The 21815-nt window shown below is 68.8% G+C and carries 19 protein-coding genes and 1 pseudogene; 9 read left to right on the forward strand and 11 right to left on the reverse strand.

Annotated features, from left to right (window positions below; all coding sequences use genetic code 11):
• The coding region (gene deoC, locus AB0C84_RS20205) for a deoxyribose-phosphate aldolase (RefSeq protein ID WP_361068332.1) at positions 1-668 on the reverse strand (668 nt) is incomplete at its 3' end.
• A complete protein-coding gene (locus AB0C84_RS20210) occupies positions 665-1690 on the reverse strand; it encodes a LacI family DNA-binding transcriptional regulator (protein ID WP_361068335.1) in 1026 nt (341 codons plus the stop codon). The genes AB0C84_RS20210 and deoC, both read right to left, overlap by 4 nt.
• Positions 1691-2109: 419 nt before the next feature.
• Between AB0C84_RS20210 and AB0C84_RS20215 the strand changes: the two genes are divergently transcribed.
• Together AB0C84_RS20215 and AB0C84_RS20220 are read left to right on the forward strand one after the other, a co-directional pair.
• The gene (locus AB0C84_RS20215) at positions 2110-2334 is read left to right on the forward strand and encodes a hypothetical protein (RefSeq protein WP_361068338.1); all 225 of its coding nucleotides are present in this window, start codon (positions 2110-2112) and stop codon (positions 2332-2334) included.
• Positions 2335-2521: 187 nt separating this feature from the next.
• Complete coding sequence (locus tag AB0C84_RS20220; RefSeq protein ID WP_361068341.1) at positions 2522-4564, forward strand: tetratricopeptide repeat protein; 2043 nt, start codon at positions 2522-2524, stop codon at positions 4562-4564.
• Positions 4565-5446: 882 nt separating this feature from the next.
• Here AB0C84_RS20220 and AB0C84_RS20225 read toward each other — a convergent pair.
• From AB0C84_RS20225 to AB0C84_RS20240, 4 genes are all read right to left on the reverse strand, one after another.
• Entirely contained in the window at positions 5447-6121 is a 675-nt protein-coding gene (locus AB0C84_RS20225; RefSeq protein WP_361068344.1) for a hypothetical protein, read from the reverse strand.
• Positions 6122-6178: 57 nt separating this feature from the next.
• Positions 6179-7756 (reverse strand): hypothetical protein, encoded by a 1578-nt coding sequence (locus AB0C84_RS20230; protein WP_361068347.1) that lies wholly within the window; start codon positions 7754-7756, stop codon positions 6179-6181.
• Between the two features lie 12 nt (positions 7757-7768).
• On the reverse strand, positions 7769-8128 hold the full coding sequence (locus AB0C84_RS20235; RefSeq protein WP_361068350.1) for a hypothetical protein: 360 nt from the start codon (positions 8126-8128) through the stop codon (positions 7769-7771).
• Positions 8129-8197: 69 nt separating this feature from the next.
• Positions 8198-8563, reverse strand: a complete 366-nt coding sequence (locus AB0C84_RS20240; RefSeq protein WP_361068353.1) for a serine hydrolase domain-containing protein — start codon at positions 8561-8563, stop codon at positions 8198-8200.
• Positions 8564-9284: 721 nt separating this feature from the next.
• On the opposite strand from AB0C84_RS20240, the gene AB0C84_RS20245 reads away from it, so the two are divergent.
• From AB0C84_RS20245 to AB0C84_RS20270, 6 genes and pseudogenes are all read left to right on the forward strand, one after another.
• Positions 9285-9548, forward strand: coding sequence for a hypothetical protein (locus tag AB0C84_RS20245; protein ID WP_361068356.1), 264 nt, complete (start codon positions 9285-9287; stop codon positions 9546-9548).
• A 628-nt stretch (positions 9549-10176) separates the two neighbouring features.
• Positions 10177-11364 (forward strand): IS110 family transposase, encoded by a 1188-nt coding sequence (locus tag AB0C84_RS20250; RefSeq protein WP_361068359.1) that lies wholly within the window; start codon positions 10177-10179, stop codon positions 11362-11364.
• 56 nt (positions 11365-11420) lie between these two features.
• Positions 11421-11991, forward strand: a pseudogene (locus AB0C84_RS20255) (transposase); the annotation flags it as partial.
• Between the two features lie 789 nt (positions 11992-12780).
• Positions 12781-13458, forward strand: a complete 678-nt coding sequence (locus tag AB0C84_RS20260) for a DUF1345 domain-containing protein (protein ID WP_361068362.1) — start codon at positions 12781-12783, stop codon at positions 13456-13458.
• A gap of 739 nt (positions 13459-14197) precedes the next feature.
• Positions 14198-14377, forward strand: coding sequence for a hypothetical protein (locus AB0C84_RS20265; RefSeq protein WP_361068365.1), 180 nt, complete (start codon positions 14198-14200; stop codon positions 14375-14377).
• Entirely contained in the window at positions 14337-14543 is a 207-nt protein-coding gene (locus AB0C84_RS20270; protein WP_361068368.1) for a hypothetical protein, read from the forward strand. Before AB0C84_RS20265 ends, AB0C84_RS20270 begins: the two co-directional genes overlap by 41 nt.
• 87 nt (positions 14544-14630) lie before the next feature.
• On the opposite strand, the gene clpB is transcribed toward AB0C84_RS20270, so the two are convergent.
• Genes clpB through dnaK form a run of 5 tightly spaced genes read right to left on the reverse strand, consistent with a single transcriptional unit; the run spans position 14631 to position 20955 of the window.
• Positions 14631-17246: an ATP-dependent chaperone ClpB gene (gene clpB / locus AB0C84_RS20275; RefSeq protein ID WP_361068371.1), complete on the reverse strand. Its 2616-nt coding sequence runs from the start codon at positions 17244-17246 to the stop codon at positions 14631-14633.
• Complete coding sequence (locus tag AB0C84_RS20280; protein WP_361068374.1) at positions 17228-17572, reverse strand: chaperone modulator CbpM; 345 nt, start codon at positions 17570-17572, stop codon at positions 17228-17230. The genes clpB and AB0C84_RS20280 overlap by 19 nt, the downstream gene beginning before the upstream one ends.
• The gene (locus AB0C84_RS20285; protein WP_361068377.1) at positions 17572-18519 is read right to left on the reverse strand and encodes a DnaJ C-terminal domain-containing protein; all 948 of its coding nucleotides are present in this window, start codon (positions 18517-18519) and stop codon (positions 17572-17574) included. The genes AB0C84_RS20280 and AB0C84_RS20285 overlap by 1 nt, the downstream gene beginning before the upstream one ends.
• Positions 18519-19115 carry a nucleotide exchange factor GrpE gene (locus tag AB0C84_RS20290; RefSeq protein WP_361068380.1) on the reverse strand — a complete coding sequence of 199 codons (597 nt, stop codon included), beginning with the start codon at positions 19113-19115 and terminating at the stop codon, positions 18519-18521. The genes AB0C84_RS20285 and AB0C84_RS20290 overlap by 1 nt, the downstream gene beginning before the upstream one ends.
• The gene (gene dnaK, locus AB0C84_RS20295) at positions 19078-20955 is read right to left on the reverse strand and encodes a molecular chaperone DnaK (protein WP_361068385.1); all 1878 of its coding nucleotides are present in this window, start codon (positions 20953-20955) and stop codon (positions 19078-19080) included. Before dnaK ends, AB0C84_RS20290 begins: the two co-directional genes overlap by 38 nt.
• A gap of 352 nt (positions 20956-21307) precedes the next feature.
• Here dnaK and AB0C84_RS20300 point away from each other — a divergent pair, with 352 nt between their 5' ends.
• Positions 21308-21757 (forward strand): DUF1931 family protein, encoded by a 450-nt coding sequence (locus AB0C84_RS20300; protein ID WP_361068388.1) that lies wholly within the window; start codon positions 21308-21310, stop codon positions 21755-21757.
• The last annotated feature ends 58 nt before the right edge of the window (positions 21758-21815 follow it).

Consider the following 21815-nt stretch of genomic DNA (forward strand, 5'->3'; position numbering starts at 1 on the left):
TCCAGCATCACCAGCGTCACCGGCAACGTCGCCGCCGGCGACACCTTCCCGGTCGAGGTCTTGATGAAATCGGCCCCCGCCCGCATCGCCAGCCACGACGCGCGCCGCACATTGTCAAAGGTGGCCAGCTCACCCGTCTCCAAGATCACCTTCAGATGCGCGGGCCCGCAGGCGTCCTTGACCGCGACGATCTCCTCGTGCACCTTGCCGTAGTCACCGGACAGGAACGCGCCCCGATCGATCACCATGTCGATCTCCGACGCGCCCGCCGCCACCGCCGCCCGCGTATCGGCCAGCTTGGCCTCCATCGGCGCCCGCCCCGACGGAAACGCCGTCGCCACACTCGCCACACCGATCCCCGACCCCGACAGGGCCGCGACCGCCGTCTCCACCATGTCGGGATACACGCACACGGCGGCGACCTTCGGCACCGAGGCGTCCGCCGGGTCGGGGTGCGCGGCCTTGGCACACAACGCCCGCACCTTCCCCGCCGTGTCCGCACCCTCCAACGTGGTCAGATCCACCATCGAGATCGCCAGATCGATCGCCTCGGCCTTCGCCGACGTCTTGACCGACCGGGACGCGAGCCGCGCCGCCCGCTCCTCCGCACCGACCGGGTCCACACCCGGCAGGCCGTGCAGGAATCCGTGCAACTCGGTCGCGGTCATCGGGTCCTGCCCGCCTTCCTGGGGGTCTGGGGCGGGGCCGTCGAGGCCCGCTCGATGATCTTTGTGTCCATGACGATGCGCCGGGGGAGGTCGCGGGTCTGGCTGTCGTCGAAGCGGTGCAGCAGCAGCCGCATGGCAAGGACGCCCTGCTCGATCATCGGACGGTCGACGACGGTCAGCGGGGGCCGCAGCAGGGGCCCGGTGTCGAGGTCGTCGAATCCGATGAGGCTGATCTGCCCGGGGACGTCCACCCGCATGTCGTGCAGCGCCTTCAGCGCGCCGAGGGTCGTGAGGTTGTTCGCGGTGAAGATCGCGGTCGGTGGCTCGGCGAGCGACAGCAGCGACAGGGTGAGCTGGTAGGCGCGCTCCTCGCGGAAGTCGCCGATGATGTCGTACTCCGGCGGGATCTCGACGCCGGCGGCGGACACGGCCTCCACGAAACCGTCCCGCCGGTACCGGCCCGGCGTGGACTCCTGGCCTCCGCTGATCATCGCGATGCGGGTGTGGCCGAGCGAGAGGAGGTGCTCGGCGGCCTGCCGGCCGCCCGCGCGGTTGTCGACGAGGACGGCGTCGAAGCTCTCCCCGTCGGCGAGGTCCCGGTCGATGAACACGACCGGGAGCCCGCTGTCGCGCAGCTGCAGCGGGGTCTGCTCGTGCTCGGTGGCCGGGGCGAGGATCATGCCGTCCACCTGGCGTGCCATGTCGGCGAGCAGGTCGGCCTCGCGGGTGCCGCTCTCGTCGCTGTTGGCGAGCAGCAGCCGGTAGCCGCGGTCGCGGCTGACCGACTCCATGCCCTTCACGACGGCGGCGAAGTAGGGGTTGGTGATGTCGGGGACGACGACACCGATGGTGCGGGTGCGTCCCGACTTCAGCGACTGCGCCGCGATGTTCGGTGCGAAGCCCAGCTCATCCACGGCGGCCCGGATGGCCTCCGCCGACCTGACCCGCTGTCCCCGCAGGAACCGCGAGACGGTGGCGGGGGAGACACCGGCCCGCGCCGCCACGTCGTGGATGGTCGCCACATCGACTCCTGTCTGTTGCCCGCGTCACTGAAACCGTTGTCAGAGACTGATTGCACCAGCCCCCGGATGTCAAGAGCCGGCGACGAATGAGTCTGACCTGGGAAGGACCCAAGCTCCACGCTGCCGCTGAGCGGCCGCACGACGACCCCAGTCGGCGACGGCGGCCGCAGGTCGAGGCGGGCTCCAACGGCGACAAGCTCGCCGTCCACCGCAGGCGGTCGCGCGGCGGCAGTTCCGGCTCACCACCAGCAAGGCGGGGATCGGGGGAGACCTGGTCGCCGCGCGAGCCGCGTCACTCGTTCGTCTCGATCATGGATGAGGGCGGGGTGCCCATCGAGGCGATCGCCGATCTGTGCGGGCACTCCTCTCCGGCGGTCACCGGGAGATCTACCGGCAACAGCTCAAGCCGGTGATCACCCGTGAAGAACGACGTCTCCGCCGCAACTGTCCGCTACGCCAAGACCATCATCACCGCCATCCTCATTACTGCCCTGAACGATCAGGTGACCTGCACATTTCCGTGCTACGGAGTTCGCCCCCACCGCCCCGAGAAGCCGCTGGGAATCATCAGCTCTGAGCAGTTCGACGGCCATTACCACGCCCGCCGAATGCTGACTCGAACTCCTGGTCGAAACCGCCTGTGAAAACGGGACGCGTTGAGCGAACTCGCCAATCTACGCTTTCGCGACCTGAGAACCCGCTCCCACCCACCTGACGGTCAGCCGCGTCGTACAGGAGCGTCCGGGTGCACCCCCCGCCCCCGCCCCCGCCCCCGCCCGCTGTCGGCCCGGCATGTCGGGCGAGCTGGACGATCTCTGGTATGACTGGCAGATGTCCACGAACTCCCCGCAGGAACCCACCGAATCCGAGCTCCGCGCCGCTGCCCGGACGGGAGACCTGCAGGCCGGCGTGGAGTACGCCACGTTCCTGATGGGCGGTTCGGTCAAGGACGTGGACGGGGCGATGCCGTGGCTGGAGCCCGCCGCCCTCGCGGGCGACGGGCACGCCGCCCGGACTCTCGCGATCATCCTGCGCGACAGGGGCGAGTACGAACAGGCGGAGCGCTGGTACCGGGCCGCGGCGGATCGCGACGGCGGCTGTGCGTTCGGCCTGGCGACACTGCTGGAGAAATCCGGCGACCTCGCCGGGGCGGCCGAGTGGTACGACAGGGGCGCCGCCTTGGGCAGTCTGGAGTGCAAGACCAACGGTGCGATCCTGCTCGCCAGTCAGAACCGGGGGGACGAGGCCAGGGCACGGCTGGAGGAGGCGCAGCGAGAGGGCGATCACGTTGCCGGTGACGCTCTGGACCTGATGGACGGCCTCTCCGGCGACATCTTCAGGTGCGACGACCTCCTGGATCAGGCGGAAGAGGACGAGGACGACCTGGAGTGGGCGTTGGATGCCGTCCACGACCTGCAAGACCGGGCCGAGAACTTTAGGACGTACCCCTGGCACCTCGATGACGCGCTGTCGATATACGACAAGGCCGCCGAAGTGGCGCAGGACGACGCTCCTCTGGTCTGGAAGGCACTGCTGCTGGTCCAGCTCGACCGTTGGGAACACGCGCAGAGCGCTATGGAGAAGGGGGCGGAACGGTTCCCGGCGTCGGGATTCGTGCCGTATGTCTACGGCCTCCTGCAGCGCGAGCACGGTGACCTCGACAAGGCCGAGACGTGGCTGCGGCGCGCGGCGGACCTCGGCCGGCCTGAGGCGATGTGGAACCTGGCCGTCCTCTACCTGAATCAACGGCGGCTCGATGAGGCGCAGCGCTGGTACACGGCATACGGCGAACGAGCGGACGAGGACAACGACAAGGACTACGAGGCCGGGCTGGAGCGTGTCGAGGAGTATCGCCGGCAGCCCGACAACGTGCTCGACGAGGTGGATGAGGCGCGGCTGCCGGACCTGCGCACCGCCGCGGAGGCCGGCGACCGCGTGGCAGCGGCCGAACTGGCCCGGCTCCTCCGGCACAAGCGCGCACTCCCGGAGGCTGTGAAGTGGTTCCGCCTGGGGGCCGAGGACGGCGACTCGCAGACGAAGCTGGAACTGGGCGAATTCCTGTACGACATCTGTAACGCCGACTCGGAGTACGTGATCGAGTGGTTCCTGCCCGCGGCCGAGGCCGCCTATGAACGTGCCGCCGCTGCTCCGGTCGCCGATTCCGCCGACGTGGAGTTGATCGAACGCGTCGGGCGGTTCTATCTGTACGCCAAGGACGAATTCAAGGCCGAGAAGTGGCTGCGGCGCGCCGCCCGGCTCGGCCACGGCGAGGCCGCCTGGTGGGCAGGGTCGCGTTCGGACGAGTACGGCGATCGGCAGGAAGCTGAGCGCATGTGGGTGCTCGCGGTCCAGGAGGGCGTCGCCTGGTGCGGCTGGCTCGCCGGACGGAGCATGGTCCGGCGCGGGGCGTACGCCGAAGCCGAGCCGGTGCTGCGGATCGCCTGGGAAGGCCGCGAGGAGAAGGAGCCGCTGCACGAGGCGGCGTACTGGCTGGGCCTGTCCCTGCGCGGTCAGGGACGGCTGGACGAGGCCGCTGACTGGCTGCGCACAGCGGTCGAAGTGCACCCGTGGGTGCGGAAGGGTTACAGCGGTTTCATGGCCACCACGCTGTTCGACCCGCGCTCGGACCTGGTCGATCTTCTCTGCGACCTGGAACTCGACGACGAGGCGAGTCCCTTGGTGGACGCCCTCCTCGAACGGCACCCCAGGCATCGGGTCGCTCACCGCGCCGCCGCGCGGATCGCCGCACGCCGCGGTGATCTGGAGGCGGCCCGCGGCCACCTGGAACATGTCGTGGACGACCCGGCGGAGCTTCGGGAGGGCGTCACCCCCGAGGACCTCCGAAGGATCTTCGACGCCGTCCACCCCAGGTGACGAACACCCACCCGCCCTGAACGGCGACAGACCGGCATCCGTCGATCGCGAGGCGGGCATGAACCCCGTCCTGCGGCTGACCGGCACCATGCGCAATGGCCGTGCCACCGACTTCGCTACGCCAGCGATCCGAGCTGGACGACGCCCCGGGCATTCAGCCGGGATGATCTCGGACTGTGGTGTTGGCAGAGCTTGCGCGCCGGTCGGTGCCCGACAAGCAGATGGAAGATCGAACGCACGATCGCCTGGCTGCCGGTATATCGCAGCCTGACCGTCCGCTGCGAACGCCACGCCCACCTGTTCAGCGCACTCATCACCCTCGCCGCGTCCCTGACGGCTCGCCCCGATCAGCGTGCAGGAGATGCTCCTGATCGCAGCCTCACGGTGAGCAATGTGATTCGGTCGCGAACCACCGGAGAGGCCCACTACGCATGATCAACCTTCTCCAGGTGCTCACCGAGGCCGAGGGCCGGCCGCGCGGGCAGATACTTCGAGATCTGACGACGGTCAACGTCGACCGGAACCATGTCCGGACCCAGCCCTCGGCTCCGTCGGGCAGCATTTCGGTGGCGGATGGGGCGGCGGCTTAGGAGGGGCGTCAGGGAACTGCTCATAGCCGGCGCTTACGCGGTGCTGGCGAACCCGCCATCCGCCTTCCGCGGCGGAAAGCTCGCCCAGGTAGAGGAGTTCCCGACTCCCAGAAGGGGTCCGGAAGCCTCAAGACCGTCACCTCGTGCTGACAGGGCGCTCGGTGACAGGTGCGCCGCGATCGCATCACCACCTGAACGCGCCTAGTCACACACCTGCCGCACCGAGCATGCCCCCACACCGTGGCGCCACCTTCCCCCCGCCCGCTACCGAGGCAGCGGAGTGGCGAGGCGGTCATCGGTGCTCTGGCCCCACCAGCAACCACTCGAACTCCGTCTCGCCGCCCCGCAGGCGGCGGCGCCCGGCCCGGCAGGTGCCCTCCAGCGTCTGCACGTGGCGTGACTCCATGAGAAAGTCGCGCGCCTCGTCGGCCTCGACCAGGTCGCGGCCGACCGCGATGGGAACGAACCCGTGCCTGGGGACGTAGACCCATCGGCCGCGATCCCAGTCATAGGGATCGAACCAGTGGTGACGGATCGTTCCCGACACCCGGACCTGCGCCCCCGTCCGGGTCACCACGAACGAGCCCAGCGAGCGCAGCAGGCTCATCCTGCTGACGTAGAACAGCTCGGTGCCGATGAACGCGTTGATCCGCACGTCCCAGCGATCGTGCACCCACGACGAGGCGCCGTCGCTCAGACGCTTCGCCTCCTGTAAGAGCTGCCGCTCGAACCGCCGCTGGTTCTTGCGCTCGGCCCGCCGGATCGCCCTGAACGAGCGCAGCCAGCGCAGGGACATTCTCCTGGGGGCACCGGCACCGTCCATGAAGTGCTCCAGGAAGTCGCCCGCGACCGGGTGCACCTGCCTGCCCTCGTGGATGATCGACCGGAACAGTGCGACCAGCTCCGGGGCGGACATGCCGGTCCGCCGCCGGAAACCGAGAAGGAACATCGTCGTCCGTCCATCCATCGGAGGTCCTGTCCCGCCTGTCAACCGCGTGCCTGTGGACATGTCTGCTGGAAGGGCTCATCCGGGATGCAGCGCTCCCACTCGTCGCGGCTGAGTGAGCGGCCCGCGCAGGTCTGCCGCCGCATCCAGCAGGCTGTACCGCGCCTCGGGCGTGGGAGCGTTCCGCCACCCCGCGACGGCGAGGAGTGCGGCGGTGACGGCGAGTAGCGACAGCACCACCAGGCCCGCTATGACGAGGCCGCGGCGGCTCGCCTTTCGGGCGGCTTTCGCCGAGGCCGCGACGAACTCTGTCACGGTGGGGCCGGGAGGAGGGAAGCTGTCGGGATCGCGATCCCAGCGGGGCCGGGCGTCCTGGACCGCCAGCAGCCGGGCGCCCCGGTAGAGGAACGCGGAGTCGCGGCCATTGTCGGCCCACCGTCCGGCATCCTCGACGAGCCCGTCGTACACGGCCTGCGCGGTCAGGTCGGGTTCGAGCCACTGGCGCAGGGGCGGCCAACCGGTGAGCAGCGCGTCATGGGCGATCTCGGCGCCGTCCTCGTTGAGCGTGAGCAACCGCCGGCCGGCGAGCGCCGACAGCAGCGCCTCCACCCGCTCCCGCCGCTCCGCGGAGTCCGCCGCCGCGGCGGCGTGGATCTCCGTCAGGGTGGCACGGCGCCGCGCCGCCCGCCCGCCCGCCGTAAGGACCGTCAGCCGCCGGAAGACCCTGAGCGCGATCTTGCGATCCTCCGGCGGCAACCCCGCGAGGACCTCGTCGGCCGTCCGCCGCACCGAGTCGCGGACCCGGCCCGACTCCTCGTAGCCGCGGATGGTGAGCCGGCCGTTCTCACGCCTCTCCCACGTGCTGAGTAGCGCCTGCGACAGCAGCGGCAGGGCTCCGGGCTCGTAGCGGTCGTCCGCCGCGCGGCCCTCGCCCAGCTCGCTCATGACGAGATCCACCAGGCCGGGCTCGATCTCCAGCCCTGCCGCGGCCGCGGGACCCGTGACAGCCAGCCGCAGGTCCGACTCCGTCATCGGCTCGACGATGACCTGACCGTCCTGGATGGCCTCGGCGAACTGCGGGTAGGCGGCGCACCGGTCCCAGTGGTCCGCGCGAACGCCGATCACCACCCCGGCGCGCCGCGGCCCATCGGCCATGGCGTGCAGGGCGTGGACGAACGCCTGGCGCTCCCGCTCGTCGGCCACCAAAGTGAACAGTTCCTCGAACTGGTCGACCACCAGGATGAAACGCCCGTCCGATGCGTTAGTACCGGAGGGCTCGGACGGCAGATGCCGGGGATCGCGGCGTAGCCGCTCACGCACCGCCTCGACCTGGCCGCCGAAAGCCCGCACCCAGACCTCGGCCAAGGCGCGCAGCGGCTTCGCCGTCGGCGTCATGAGCAGGCGCGGCCAGCGCGCCGATCCGGTGAGCGGCGGTGCCCCCTCCGCCAGGGCCGGCACCAGCCCCGCTCGCAGCAGCGATGACTTGCCGACTCCCGAGGAGCCCGAGACCAGCAGGATCGTTCCGTGTTCCTCGAGCCGCGGGCCCAGGCGGCCGAGAAGGTCGCGGGTGGCCTGCGCACGTCCGAAGAACATCTCGCTCCGGTCGGGCTCGAACGGCGCCAGACCTTGATAGGGGGAAACGTCCACCTGACCCATCGGTCCATTCTTTCACCACGCGCCGCACCTGATCGATAAACGTCCGAATTCCGTCCGGAAAACGACGTTCGCGAACAGAGCGACCGCGGCCACGGACTCGCAGGTCATCGACCATTCCCGCAGGCGGTCGGGCGCCGAGGCGCTGGTCGCCGAAGAGATCGCGGGGTACTCCTGCGCGGCCGGTTCCCGGCAGGGCGCGGCTCCTCCGCCCGCCGGGGCGGAGGAGCCGCACAGACCATAGTCGATCTTGCTCTGGCCGTCCTGGCTAAGGACGGGCACGATGTGCTGCATCTCCGTCAGGTAGGACCTGTCGACCGCCTTGCCCGCGAGCAGCGCGCTGTAGAAGCGGTTGAGATCCCCGGTGGTCGACACGAGGTCGGCGCCCGTCCATACCCGGGACCTGTCGTAGACGCTGTAGTCGCGCGGCGGATCGATCAGGGCCTAGAACGACTCGTACCTCCGCGAGTGCGGACCTTTCGGACGCGGTCCGTCCGGGAACCCCGTGTGCCTGAGCCCGGCTCGCCTGGTGACGTTCTGGGTGATGTACTTCTCGGCCGTCGTACCGGTCACCTTCTCCAGGAGCCGGCCGAGGAGCACGTAGTCGGTGTTGGAATACACACCCGTGGGCCCTCCAGGTTGGCCGCCGGCAGGGGCGCCGAGCCCCAACTCGATCAGTTCTTCCGGGCTGAACTGCCGGAATCTGTTGTCGTCCAGGCTCGAGACGTCCGGATTGGATGACAATCCCTGGGGGGACGGGAAGGCATAGGGCAGGTATTCGGCTATGCCGCTCGTGTGATCGAGCAGCATCCGGTGACGCTGCCGACGGGCTGCCGCATCTGGGGTGTGACGGGACGTCCCGTCCGGACATCGGCGGCCCCGAAGCACCGCGCCACACCTGGACGCCATTGCGTACCTCGGCGTTCGCGCCCGGCATCCCCGAGCGATGGAGATACTCCAGGGCGGCTTGCATCTTCGCGGGCTCCAGGCCGGTCTATGAAGTCGTGTCATTGGCCCGCGCGGGTTCGGACGTGCCGCGGAGGCGGCGTTCGGTTCGGTCGCCGCGGCGGAGTCGGTCGGTGAGGGTCGCGCCGTCGGAGCAGGAGTATGCGGTTTTGGCGGCTGCGACGGCGAAAGAGGGGTTGGCGCTGGGAGAGCCTTGGGCCCGCCCCGGGTGAGCCATCCGCTGATGGTCTTGGGTGCGGTGTCGGCCCACGAGTCGCCGGGGGGGTGAGGAACCTGCGGAACCGGGGTGCCGATGACGAGGGTGTGCGTCGTTCGCCGACCGCCCACCGCACCGCTGCGGTTCCATATGACCATGATGCGAAGAAGGTCATCGACCGCCGTGGTCGCCGTTGTTGTCGCTGTCGTGTTCGCCGCTCTCCCGTCGTGTTCCTCGGATTCCCCGAACGGGTCTCCCGCCAAGGGCCAGCCCGCCAGATCCGGTTCTGGGTCACCGGCGCCCGATCCCACGTCGACCGGGCCGTGCGCTGACGGGACGTGCGAGATCAAGGTCGCCGTGGGTGACGTTGTGACCGTGCCGGGAAAGTACGGCCTCGGGCCGATCGAGGTGACGGCGATCACCGGCCGCGCGGTCGAGATGGTCGCGCCGCTGACGGGGTCGGGCTACAGCATTTCGGGCTGTTCCGGTGGCGGCGGCGTTTCGTCTCAGGGCGGTGACGTCCGGCTGAGCTGCGACAAGGGAACCGCCGCGACCATCAACAACGCCATGAGCCTGGAAGTCGTCGAGATCCTCGACACCGCCGCCGTCCTGCGTATCGAACCCACCGGGTGAAACGCTAGAACCAGGTCTGGAACCAGCCCACACCCAACCGGCACAGCCGGTTGCGTCCACGGAGGTGGTGTATGAGTTTGACCTGGTCAGAGGGCGTGGCGTCGTGACGTGAGACGGCCATCGCGTGATCCTTCGAATCGACCAAGACCGAAGGAGAGGAACGCGGTGGCCGTGGACAACAGTGTGGACCCTAATGACTCCCGTGGGGCTTCGTTCCCTGCAGCTCTTCTCGATCGATGCCTATGTGGACCCAGAGGCGCTTGACCTCTTTTCTTGCAGGCAGTGCGGGATCGGGATGAGCGATGGGTGGGTGGTGATCGAAGGGTGCCGGGAGACGTCTTGGGTGTCCCTGGACTTGAAGTCCTCCCCATAGGCAGCGGCGGGCCGGCACCTCTCGGTCACCACCCATCGCGCCGACGCCCTCGGCAGGATCGTGTTCTGAGCCGACCACAGGGAACACCACCCGGTTGACCAGGGCCCTGAGCCCTTACCGAAGAGCGTGGCCCCTGCGGCGGGCTGGGGCCACGAACTGCTGATCGGATGTCGAGCCGTCGAGCTCTCTCATTAGGGCGTGGCGTGCCCCTGCACGGCTCTGAGCTGCACCAACCCCTCGGAAGGAGTACGGCGGTTGAAGGTGCCATGCGGGATCGACTGGGCAGAGAAACACCACGATGTCGCTCTGGTGGACTCCGACGGCAAACTTCTCGCGCGCCGCCGCATCAGCGACGACGTCACCGGCTGGCAGGCACTGGTCGATCTGCTCGCCGACCACGGCGACCACGCCGACGAGCAGATCCCGGTCGCCATCGAGACCAGCCGCGGCCTGCTGGTCTCGTGCCTGCGCGCCACCGGCCGCCGGGTCTATGCGATCAACCCGCTCGCCGTCGCCCGCTATCGCGAGCGTCATACCGTCGCCCGGTCCAAGAGCGACCACGCCGACGCGTTCACACTGGCCAACATTCTGCGGGTCGACGCCGCCCATCACCGGCCGCTGCCGGAAGATTCCGAACTCGTGCAGTCCATCGCAGTGCTGGCCCGCGCCCAGCAGGACGCGGTCTGGAACCGCCAGCAACTGGCCAACCAGCGGCGTTCACTGCTGCGCGAGTTCTTTCCCGCTGTGCTCCAAGCGTTTCAGGTCAAGAACGTCGGGCTGACCTCCCGCGAAGCCCGCGCCGTCCTCACCACGGCGCCCACCCCCACCGAGGCCGCCAAGCTCACCAAGGCCCGGCTGCGGGCGGCGCTGCGCCGCGCAGGCCGCCAACGCAACCTGGACAACCGTGCCGAGCAACTCGGGGCCGTCTTGCGCCAGCAGCATCTGCACCAACTCCCCATGGTCGAAGCCGCGCTCGGCCACCAGGCCCGGGCCCTGTTGCTGCAGCTGGATGCTGCCTGCCAGGCTGCCGACGACCTCGCCGAGGCCACCAGCCAGGCCTTTCACCAGCATCCCGACGCCGCGATCATCGTCGGCTTCCCGGGCCTGGCTGACCTGACCGGCGCCCGCGTGCTGGCCGAGATCGGCGACGACCGGGCTCGGTTCGCCGACGCCCGCGCGCTCAAGGCCTATGCCGGTTCAGCGCCCGTCACCCGCGCCTCTGGACGCAGCACAGCGGTCCACCATCGCAAGGGGAAGAATCAGCGCCTGGCCGCAGCCGGCTATGTCTGGGCGTTCGCCTCACTCCGGGCCCCCGGCCCCCGCGCTCACTATGACCACCGTCGAGGCGCCGGGGACCGGCATTCCAGCGCACTTCGCAACACCTTCAACCGCATGATCGGCTGCCTGCACCACTGCCTGCAGACCGGCGAGCTCTATGACTAGGCCACCGCCTTCCGCGCCCGTCTGGCGGCCGCCGCTTGACACCTTAGGAAGATCGGATGTCTGCGGGCTGGTCGGCCGAGCAGATCGGGGCGTGTGGGCCCGATGTGTTGCGGTCGATGGTCAAGACGATGGCCGAGGCGCTCATGAGCGCGGAGGCCGATGCGGTGTGCGGGGCCGACTACGGGACCCGCTCGGACGAGCGGGTCAACCGTCGCAACGGCTACCGGGTGCGGGACTGGACACCCGCGCCGGCACCGTCGAGCTGGCGATCCCTAAGCTGCGCAGCGGGTCCTACTTCCCCGAGTGGCTACTGGAGCGGCGCCGCCGGGCCGAGCGGGCCCTGGTCAGCGTGGTCGCCACGTCCTATCTGCTGGGCGTCTCGACGCGGCGGGTGGACAAGTTGGTGGAGCAGATGGGCATCAAGGGCATCTCCAAAGCCAGGTCTCGGAGATGTCCAAGGTGCTGGACGCCCAGGTCGCCGCGTTCCGCAACCGGCCGCTGGACGGCGGCCCCTATGCGTTCGTGTGGGTCGACGCCCTGACCCAGAAGGTCCGCGAGGGCGGCCGGGTCGTCAACGTGCACGTGCTGGTGGCCACCGGCGTCAACGCCGACGGGCACCGCGAGATCGAGGTCACGTCCACTGGAGTGGTACAAGAGTCGATCTTCGCGTGGGTGGCTCCCCCTGTGGCTCCCGAGCGCCGTTAGGGCATCGAAAAAGGGGCCTCGAGTGCGATACTCGAAGCCCCTCTGACCTGCTAAGACTCTGTCGGGACGGCGGGATTTGAACCCACGACCCCTTGACCCCCAGGCACAGCAGACCAGTCGATCAAGGTCGATGGAAGTCGATCGGGGAGCCCCTCACCTGCGGAGACGTCCGGGGGAGACATGGCCAGTCCGGAGGAGTCCGACCACGGTGGCTCCCCGATCGGCTCCCCATGGCTCCCTCAGTCCAGGAGGAAGATCATGGTCCGAGGTCTCCGACCTCGAGGGAGTGGGTGCCCGTCGGCGCGTCTCGATGGAGTCTTTGCCGCAGCGCGCCAATGTTCGGGAAGGCGTGCGGAGACCAACACTGCGCGACGGGTTCCGAGAACAACCGCACCGGGGACCGTGAGACGGTGCCGGTGCGGGCGATGTTCGTGTTCATCGGCGCAGGGCCGCATACCGGATAGTTCGCCGAACGCCTGGGGGTAGGCGAGCACGGTTCGTGCGGGCGGTGCCGGGCACACCGCTGGAGACGCACTGGAGTGGCATGTTCTCACAGCCAGTGATGTCCGGAGCGGGTGGTGAAGAGAGTCGCTTCAACCGTCGGGGAGGGCACGATGGCAGTCCAGATGATGCGCCGCACCTCGCGCGAACCGGCTGTCGTCACCAAGCCGGCACTCGCAACCTCGGGACTTTTGATCGTTTGGAGGCGAGGTGGGCGAAGATCTCCACCCATCCGTTGAGGAGAACGGGACCGGGCCTCCCGAGCGGTTCCTGTCGGCCCGCAGGCTTGTGCTGTCGCTGGGAGCGGGGGTCATCGGCGGCGCCGCGGTCGCCGTGTTCGGGGTCGCGGACGTGAGCTTGCTGGTCGGGTGGATCCTGGCCACCGGCATGATCTTGACATGGGTGTGGTGGCTCAGCTGGCCGCAGGGGCCGGGCGACACCAAACTGCTGGCCGAGGCGGAAGGCGACGCCCGCTCGACCGACGCGGTGGTGCTCCTGGCCTCGGTGGCGAGCTTGGCCATCGTGGCCGACACCCAGATCCGCTACGCGGGCCGTCAGGACGCGCTCTCGGTCACCGCGGTCATTCTCGCCGTCAGCGCTGTTGTCCTCTCCTGGGCGCTGGTGAACACCGTGTTCGCGTTCCGATACGCCCGCCTCTATTACAAAGACGCCGACGGAGGCATCGATTTCAAGCAGGACGTGCCTCCCTCATACAGCGATTTCGCCTGGATGGCATTTACTCTCGGAATGTCGTTCGCGGTCTCGAACAGCGAACCCGCCGACACCCGGATCCGCCGGACCGCCCTGGGGCACGCCCTGCTGGCGTACGCCTTCGGCACCGGAATATTGGCGGTCGCCATCAATCTGGTCGCCAGCATCGGGCAGTGAAGAAGCAGCTGTTCATGCTCGGCCGAAGCAGAGCTTCGGTTCGTGACGCCGGGGCTGCTGGGCCATCTCCGACTGCTGTCCGGCATGATCCGAGCGAGCCCTCCCTGGCGGCTGTCCACCGGCTTGTCAAGGCGCGCTGGCCGGGGTGCTGGCAACTGCGGCGTTCGCGGTGGTCAACGCCACCATCTGGAAGATCGCCGATGCGCTAGGTCCGATCCGGCAGACAGTCCTGGCGGTGCTGGCGGTCGTGGCCTCGGTGGCGTGGCTCATCATTGACTACCAATTGTGGGAACGCCCGGCCGTGCGTCATCAATCGCCAGCGTGCCAAGCTGTACAACACCGTCACTCTGGCTACGTTGCTGATCGGTGTGCTGTGCCTTCTTTGTGTCTGGATACTGCGCGGCGTTCGGAAAGCTCCCTGGGGTCCCTCGCGGAGTGAAGTTTTGGACCGTAGAAGCGGAATTTCCCCGATTATTGCAGGCGGCTGGCATCCTGGAGCCCGCCGGGCGGTAGGTCGTAGTCATGGGGGACCTGCCGGCGTATCCGCCGATGTTGGCCGTGCCGGGGGAGCTGCCGACCATGGAAGGCGGGGCGGCCGAGTTGAAGCGGGACGGAGTCCGCGCTGTCGCATACATCCGCGACGGACGTTTGCAGCTGATGTCACGCAACGACAAGGACATCACCGTCGCCTGGCCCGAACTCCCCCCCCCCGCTCGCCGCCGCGGTCGAGGTGCCGGTGGTGCTGGACGGGGAGTTCGTGGCGTTCCGACCGGACGGCAGGCCGTCGTTCGAGGCGCTCGGCCCACGCATGCACCTTCGTCGACCACACCGCATCCAGGCCTTGGCCCAGTCCAACCCCGTCTCATATGTGATCTTCGATGTGCTGCACCGCGGCGACAAGTCGCAGATCGCCATGTAGGTACCGGCTTCACCGCGATCTGGACGACCTCGCCGAGCGTCTCACGCCGTTGCGGCAGGATGACCCGCCGGTTCCCGACGTTCCCCCTCAGCATGCGCGGGACGCCCGCTGGGTGCGGCCGGAACGGGTCGGTGAGGTCGCCTTCACCGAGTGGACTCGGCGATGACCGATGCGGCACCCGAGCTGGCGTGGTGTCCGCACGGACAAGGAACCGGGCGAAGTCCGCCGCCCGTAGGCCGGCGCGCCTGGTCCATCACACCGGGTTCTCGTAGCGGACGTCCAGCTCGTCGTTCGCGACGGTGATGTGGATGGTCGCGCCGTCCCGGACATCCCCCGCGATGAGCGCGCGGCCGAGTCGGGTCTCGACCTCGCGGGCGATGAAGCGGCGGAGCGGGCGGGCGCCGTACACCGGGTCGAAGCCTTGCTCGGCGATCAGCCGCCGGGCGTCCTCGTCGATCGCCAGGTGCATCTGCCGGTCGGCCAGCCGGGCGCGAAGGTCGTTGAACATCAGGTCGACGACCTGCTCGATCTGCGGCAGCGTGAGCGGCTTGAACAGGACGATGTCATCGACCCGGTTGAGGAACTCGGGGCGGAAATGGTGGCGCAACTCGCCCATCACCCGGTCGCGGGCGTCCGGCTCGATGTCACCCTCTGAGGTGACGCCTTGCAGTAGATGCTCCGACCCGATGTTGGACGTCATGATGATGACGGTGTTGCGGAAGTCGACGGTGCGGCCTTGCGCGTCGGTGAGGCGGCCGTCGTCGAGCACCTGGAGCAGCGTGTTGAAGACGTCGCCGTGTGCCTTCTCGATCTCGTCGAACAGCACGACCGAGTAGGGCTTGCGCCGGACGGCCTCGGTGAGCTGGCCGCCCTCCTCGTATCCCACGTAGCCCGGGGGTGCGCCGACCAGCCGGCTGACGGTGTGGCGCTCCTGGTATTCGCTCATGTCGATGCGGACCATGTTCTCCTCGGTGTCGAACAGGGCCGCGGCGAGGGTGCGGGCCAGTTCGGTCTTGCCGACGCCGGTGGGGCCGAGGAAGACGAACGAGCCGATGGGGCGGCGCGGGTCCTTGATGCCCGAGCGGGCGCGGATGATGGCGTCGGACACCAGCTGGACGGCCTCGTCCTGTCCGACCACGCGCTCGTGCAGAACCTTGTCGAGCTTGAGCAGCTTGTCCCGCTCGCCCTCCTGGAGGCGGCTCACCGGGATGCCCGTCCAGCGCGACACGATCGCCGCGATCTCCTCCTCGGTCACGACCTCGCGCAGCAGCCGTCCGCCGCCCTGCTTGCCGGCCAACCGCTCCTCCTCAGCGCGCAGCCGCCGCTCCAGGTCGGGCAGCCGGCCGTGCCGCAGCTCGGCAGCACGGTTGAGGTCGTAGTCGCGCTCGGCGCGAGCGGCCTCCTGCCCAACCTGTTCGATCTCCTGACGCAGCGCCTGCACCTTGCGGAGCGCCTGGCGCTCGGCCTCCCATTGGGCGCGCATGGAGTCGGCCTCGGCGCGCAGCCCGGTCAGTTCCTTCCGTAGTTTCTCCAGGCGATCCTTGCTCGCCGGGTCCTCCTCCTTGGACAGTGCGGCCTCTTCGATCTCCAGCCGCATGACGCGGCGGGTGAGTTCGTCCAGCGGCGCCGGCAGGGAGTCGATCTCGGTGCGCAGCATGGCGCACGCCTCGTCGACCAGGTCGATCGCCTTGTCCGGCAGGAACCGGTCGGAGATGTAGCGGTGGCTGAGCGTCACGGCGGCGACGAGGGCGGCGTCCTGGATCTTCACGCCGTGGAAGACCTCAAGGCGTTCGCGCAGACCGCGCAGGATGGAGACGGTGTCCTCGACGGTGGGCTCGTCGACCAGGACGGGCTGGAAGCGCCGCTCCAGGGCCGCGTCCTTCTCGATGTGCTTGCGGTACTCCTCCACGGTCGTCGCGCCGATCATGTGAAGTTCGCCGCGGGCGAGCATGGGCTTCAGCATGTTGCCGGCGTCCATGGCCCCTTCGGTGGCGCCTGCGCCGACGACGTTGTGCAGCTCGTCGACGAACAGGAGAATCCGGCCCTCGGCTGCCTTGACCTCGTTGAGCACGGCGGTGAGGCGTTCCTCGAACTCGCCCCGGTACTTGGCGCCGGCGACGAGCGAGCCCACGTCCAGATTGAAGATCGTCTTGTTGCGGAGGCCCTCGGGGACGTCGCCGTTGGTGATGCGCAGGGCGAGTCCTTCGACGATGGCGGTCTTGCCGACGCCGGGGTCGCCGATCAGCACGGGGTTGTTCTTGGACTTGCGGGACAGGATCTGGACGACACGGCGGATCTCGGTGTCCCGGCCGATGACGGGGTCGAGTTTGCCTGCCGCAGCATCGGCCACCAGGTCACGGCCGTACTTCTCCAGCGCCTCGTAGGCGACCTCGGGCATCGCGGACGTCACCCTCTGGTTCCCGCGGATCCGGGTGAGGGCCTCCAGGAAGGAATCCCTGGTGATGCCCTGACGGCCCAGCAGCCGTCCCGCCGCCGTCGCCGAGCCCTCCTCCAGCAGTGCGATGACCAGGTGCTCCACGGAGACGTACTCGTCCTTCAGCCTTTCGGCCTCCTGCTGGGCGGTGTCGAGCAGGCGGGAGAGCCTCTGGGTCACCAGGACCTTGCCGGGCTCGGTGCCCGGACCGCTCACGCTGGGGCGGTGTCCCAGCTCAGCCTCCAGCGCCTCGCGCAACCGTGCCGGATCGGCCTTCGCCTCGGTGAGCAGTCGCGGGACCAGTCCGTCGGCCTGGTCGAGCAGGGCGAGCAGCAGGTGCTCGCCGTCCACTTCGACGTGGCCGAAACGCAAGGCCTTGGTCTGGGCGTCGTGCAAGGCCTCCTGGGATTTCTGGGTCAGGCGATTGGGGTCCACGTTCGGCCTCCGGTGTGGTGTTGGATGCGCAGTTCCCGCTCGAGCTCGGCGATGCGGTCGAGCAGTTCGACCACGAGTCCCAGCGCGGCGTAGTTGAGGCAGAGCCCCGTCCGCAGGCGTTCGAGGCGTGCGTATGCGGCGACTTGCGCGGGCGGGAACCAGAGCCTGCCGGAGCGGTCCCGTTCGGGATCGAGCAGCCCGAGACGCACCAGCCGGCGTGCCAGCTCGGGATGGATTCCGGCGGCCTCGGCGAAGGCATCGAGGTCCATCCGCCGGGAACGGGTCGGGATGATGGCGTAGACCGTGCCGGGCAGCAGATGGACCATCACGATCTCCTCGGGTCGAACGGTGACGCCGAGGCGAGCTCTTCGAACAGTCGGCGTTCCGTTTCGGATGTCTCGGGCGGCACCACGATCCGGACTTCGGCGAACAAGTCGCCAGGGGTGCCGCGGGGGCTGGGCAGCCCGCGGCCGCGCAGCCGGAGCCGCCGCCCACTGGACGTGCCGGGGGGCACCTTCACCTTGGCCTCGCCGCCGGGCGTCTGCAGTGCCACGGTCGTGCCGAGGGCGGCCTCCCACGGAGCGAGCGGCAGGTCGGTGTATATGTCGCGACCTTCGACGCGGTAGCGGTGATGCGGGGCTATCCGCACCACCAGGAAAAGGTCGCCGGCGGTGTCGCCGCTCCCGCCCTGCCCGGCCAACCGGATGCGCTGGCCGTCGGTCACACCGGCGGGAACGGTGACGTCGAGGGTCTGCCGGCCTCCTGGACGCTCGAGGGTGATGGTGCGTCTGGTCCCTCGGTACGCCTCCTCGACGCTGACCTCGATCTCGGCCTCCTGGTCTGCGCCCTGCGACGGTGACCAGGCCGACCAGCCGCCGCCACGCCTGCGGCCACCGAAGATCCCACCGAACAGATCCTCCAGGTCGATGTCCTCGCCGAACCCGCCGGTGCGGCCGCCGCCTGTGGTGGCGTAAGGCCCGGCGCGTCCGGCACCGGCAGCGGCACCCGCACGGGAGCGTGCCCACATGTCCGGGTCGACGTCTTCCGGAACCCGCCGGAAGTCGGGCCCGAAGGCGTCATAGCGGCGGCGCTGCTCCGGGTCGGACAGGATGGCATAGGCCTCGGAGACGTCCTTGAACCTCTCCTCGGCTCCGGGGTCCTTGTTGATGTCGGGGTGGTGGGCCCGGGCGAGCTTGCGGTAGACCCGCTGGATCTCGTCCTGGTCGGCGTCCCGAGAGACCCCGAGCACCTCGTACGGATCTTGGACGGCCATCAGTCACCGGCCCTGGCCGACACCGACACCAGCGCCGGACGCAACTGGTTCTCGTCGTCGCCGTAGCCCGGCTGGTGCACCTCGACCACCGTGCCGGGCGGAACACCGGGGTCGGTGCGCACGGCGACCGCTGAGTGCCGGGCCGGATCGAACGGGACCCCCAGGTCATCGCGACGCGGGTAACCGAGGTCGCGCAAAGTCGCCACGGCCTGGTCCCGGACGCTGCGAATGCCCTCGACGACGCTCGCCGGGTCGGACTCGGCGTGCTGGAGTGCGCGTTCGAGGTCGTCGAGAACCGGCAGCCACGCCGCGGTGACCTCCGCCCGCTGGGCACGGCGCTGCGTCTCCAGTTCGCGTGCCATGCGCTTGCGGAGGTTGTCGAGGTCGGCGAGCGCGCGCCGCCACAGGTCCTCGAGTTCCTCGACCCGCGCCCTGAGCCGTTCGACCTCGCCGGGCTCCCGGCCGGCCGGCTCGGCGGGCTTCTCCTGCTCGGGCCCCTGCCCGGCGCGGTCTGGCCGCTCGATTGACCGGTCGTGGTCGGCCGACTGTCCGGTCTGCTCAGTCCGTCGTGAATTCGGCGTCGATGACATCGTCATCCGAGCCTTCCTTTGTGGCCCCAGCGGGACGCTCGCCCGCGCCCGCTCCGGTGGTCGTTCCCAAGCCGTGCAGGATCTGCTGGAGTTCGGAGGTGAGCGTGCGCAGCCGGTCCAGCGGCGCCTCCTCCTTGATGGCCTGCCGGGCGTCCTCGATCAGCCCCTCGGCCCGCGACTTCTCATGCACGGGCACCGTGTCACCGAGTTCCCCAAGCCGGTGTTCGACCTGGTAGATGGCCGAGTCCAGCTCGTTGCGCGCATCGACCTGCGCGCGCAGCCGGGCGTCCTCCTGCCGGTTCTGCTCCGCATCGGCGATCATGCGCTCGACCTCGCTCTCGTCGAGGTTCGAGCTCTGGCTGATGGTGATGTGCTGCTCGGCCCCGGTGTCCTGGTCGCGCGCGGAGACGTTGAGGATGCCGTTGGCGTCGATGTCGAACGTCACTTCGATCTGCGGTTCGCCGCGCGGCGCGGGGCGGATGTTCTCGAGCCGGAAGCGACCGAGCACCCGGTTGTCGGCGGCCCGCTCCCGTTCACCCTGCAGGACCACGATGTCGACCGCGTTCTGGTTGTCCTCGGCGGTGCTGAAGGTCTCGGTGCGGCGGGCGGGGATCGTCGTGTTGCGCTCGATGATCTTGGTCATCACCCCGCCCATGGTCTCCACGCCGAGCGACAGGGGCGTGACGTCGAGCAGCAGGACGTCCTTGACCTCGCCCTTGAGGACGCCGGCCTGGACCGCGGCGCCCAGTGCCACGACCTCGTCGGGGTTGACCGACATGTTGGGGTCCTGGCCGCCGGTCAGCCTGCGGACGAGGTTCTGTACGGCGGGGATCCGGGTGGACCCGCCGACCATGATGACCTCGTCGATGTCGTCGGCGGTGACCTTGGCATCGCTCATCGCCCGTTCCACCGGGCCGACACAGCGCTCGATCAGGTCCGCTGTGATCTGCTCGAACGCAGAGCGCATCAGCGAGGTGTTGAGGTGTTTCGGGCCGCTGGCGTCGGCCGTGATGAACGGAAGGCTGATCTGTGTCTGGGTCACCGTGGACAGTTCGACCTTGGCCTTCTCGGCGGCCTCGAACAGCCGCTGCAGGGCCTGGGGGTCCGCTCGGAGGTCGATCCCGTTCTCCCGCTGGAACTCATCGGCGAGGTGGTCGACGATCCGGCGGTCGAAGTCGTCGCCGCCGAGATGACCGTCACCGGAGGTGGCGCGGACCTCCACCACGTCGTCGCCGATGTTCAGCAGGCTGACGTCGAACGTACCGCCGCCCAGGTCGAACACCAGTACGGTCTCGTTGGCCTTCTTGTCGAGGCCGTAGGCCAGTGCCGCCGCCGTGGGCTCGTTGATGATGCGCAGGACTTCCAGCCCGGCGATCTTCCCTGCATCGCTCGTCGCCTGCCGCTGGGCATCGTTGAAGTAGGCGGGCACGGTGATGACCGCCTCGGTGACCTTCTCGCCAAGCGACTTGCCGGCGTCGTCCGCCAGCTTGCGCAGCACCAGCGCCGAGATCTCCTCCGGCGCGTACTGCTTGCCGCGCACTTCGAAGCGTGCCGTCCCGTCGGACCCTTCGACCACGTCGAAGGAGACCGCGTCCTTCTCGGTCTCGATCTCGTCGTAGCGCCGTCCGATGAAGCGCTTCGCCGAGGTGACGGTGCCCTTCGGGTTCATGATCGCCTGCCGCCGGGCCAACTGCCCGACCAGCCTCTCCCCCTGTTCGGTGAAGGCCACCACGGACGGGGTCGTCCGCGCCCCTTCCGCGTTGGGGAGGACCCGAGGTTCACCGCCTTCCGTCGCCGCGATGACCGAGTTGGTGGTGCCGAGGTCTATGCCGACTGCTCTACCCATCAGGTTCCCTCCGATGGTCCTCACCGCGCACTCCAGCGAGATGGCGTACGTGGTTGACCGGAGACGGCGATGCCTTCATCCCCACGTTGCGGCATCAGGGGGCCCAGCACATCCACTGACCGTGTAGGTCTGAGCTCGGCGCCCACCATGGGCGCGTTGGTGAACTCGTCGTGGGGGGATGGCGGTCGTGCAGGCGGCGCGCAGGTCGAACCATCGGCCCGGCGTGGTCGGGCAGCCTGCTCGCGGGCGAGCAGAGCCCTACAAGATCTGACGATGTGACGGTCCCCGGGGGCGGGGATGCTGCAAGAAGTTCTTCTTCTCCTCCGTCAGGAGATGACAGGGAGGTAGATCCATGGCCGTGATGGGGATCAGCAGGTTCGAGCGCTTCTTCAGAGCTGCCTCCGGGGTGGACGTCGATAAGAACGATCTGCGGCGCTACCACGAGTTCCTTGACACCAAGCTGTACGACCTGCTCCTCATCGGGCAGGCCAAGGCGAAGGCGAACGGGCGCGACATCATCGAGCCGTTCGACCTCCCGATCACGAAGGGCCTGCAGGAGTGCATCCACCGGTTCCGCCGGTTGGACGAGGAGATCGAGGTCGAGCCGATCCTGGAGCTGCTGGCGAGGCGGCCGCCGCTGGACATCGCGGTCCGCGATGTCACCGATGAGAAGCTTCCCGAAATCGCGGGCGGTCTTTCCTACGCGCTGTCGCAGGCCTTCCGGATCGTGTTCCCGGACCGGCGCAACCCGCAGACCACGCAGTGGGAGCGTGTCCAGAGCTTGTTTGACCTGCTCTTGTGAGCGGGACTTTGACCGGCTTGCGATAGATGTGACCTGCGCGTGGTTATGTCTTTATGTA

The sequence above is a fragment of the Actinomadura sp. NPDC048955 genome (assembly GCF_040649435.1).
GTDB classification, from domain to species: Bacteria; Actinomycetota; Actinomycetes; order Streptosporangiales; family Streptosporangiaceae; genus Spirillospora; species Spirillospora luteofluorescens.

Coding starts and splice junctions, on each gene's coding strand:
- AB0C84_RS20290 (WP_361068380.1), bottom strand. CDS start 19,115: ATGACGATGTCATCGACGCCGAATTCACGACGGACTGAGCAGACCGGA.
- AB0C84_RS20240 (WP_361068353.1), bottom strand. CDS start 8,563: ATGCTGCTCGATCACACGAGCGGCATAGCCGAATACCTGCCCTATGCC.
- AB0C84_RS20225 (WP_361068344.1), bottom strand. CDS start 6,121: ATGGATGGACGGACGACGATGTTCCTTCTCGGTTTCCGGCGGCGGACC.
- AB0C84_RS20280 (WP_361068374.1), bottom strand. CDS start 17,572: ATGGTCCATCTGCTGCCCGGCACGGTCTACGCCATCATCCCGACCCGT.
- AB0C84_RS20220 (WP_361068341.1), top strand. CDS start 2,522: ATGTCCACGAACTCCCCGCAGGAACCCACCGAATCCGAGCTCCGCGCC.
- AB0C84_RS20300 (WP_361068388.1), top strand. CDS start 21,308: ATGGCCGTGATGGGGATCAGCAGGTTCGAGCGCTTCTTCAGAGCTGCC.
- dnaK (WP_361068385.1), bottom strand. CDS start 20,955: ATGGGTAGAGCAGTCGGCATAGACCTCGGCACCACCAACTCGGTCATC.
- AB0C84_RS20285 (WP_361068377.1), bottom strand. CDS start 18,519: ATGGCCGTCCAAGATCCGTACGAGGTGCTCGGGGTCTCTCGGGACGCC.
- AB0C84_RS20270 (WP_361068368.1), top strand. CDS start 14,337: ATGTGCTGCACCGCGGCGACAAGTCGCAGATCGCCATGTAGGTACCGG.
- AB0C84_RS20230 (WP_361068347.1), bottom strand. CDS start 7,756: ATGGGTCAGGTGGACGTTTCCCCCTATCAAGGTCTGGCGCCGTTCGAG.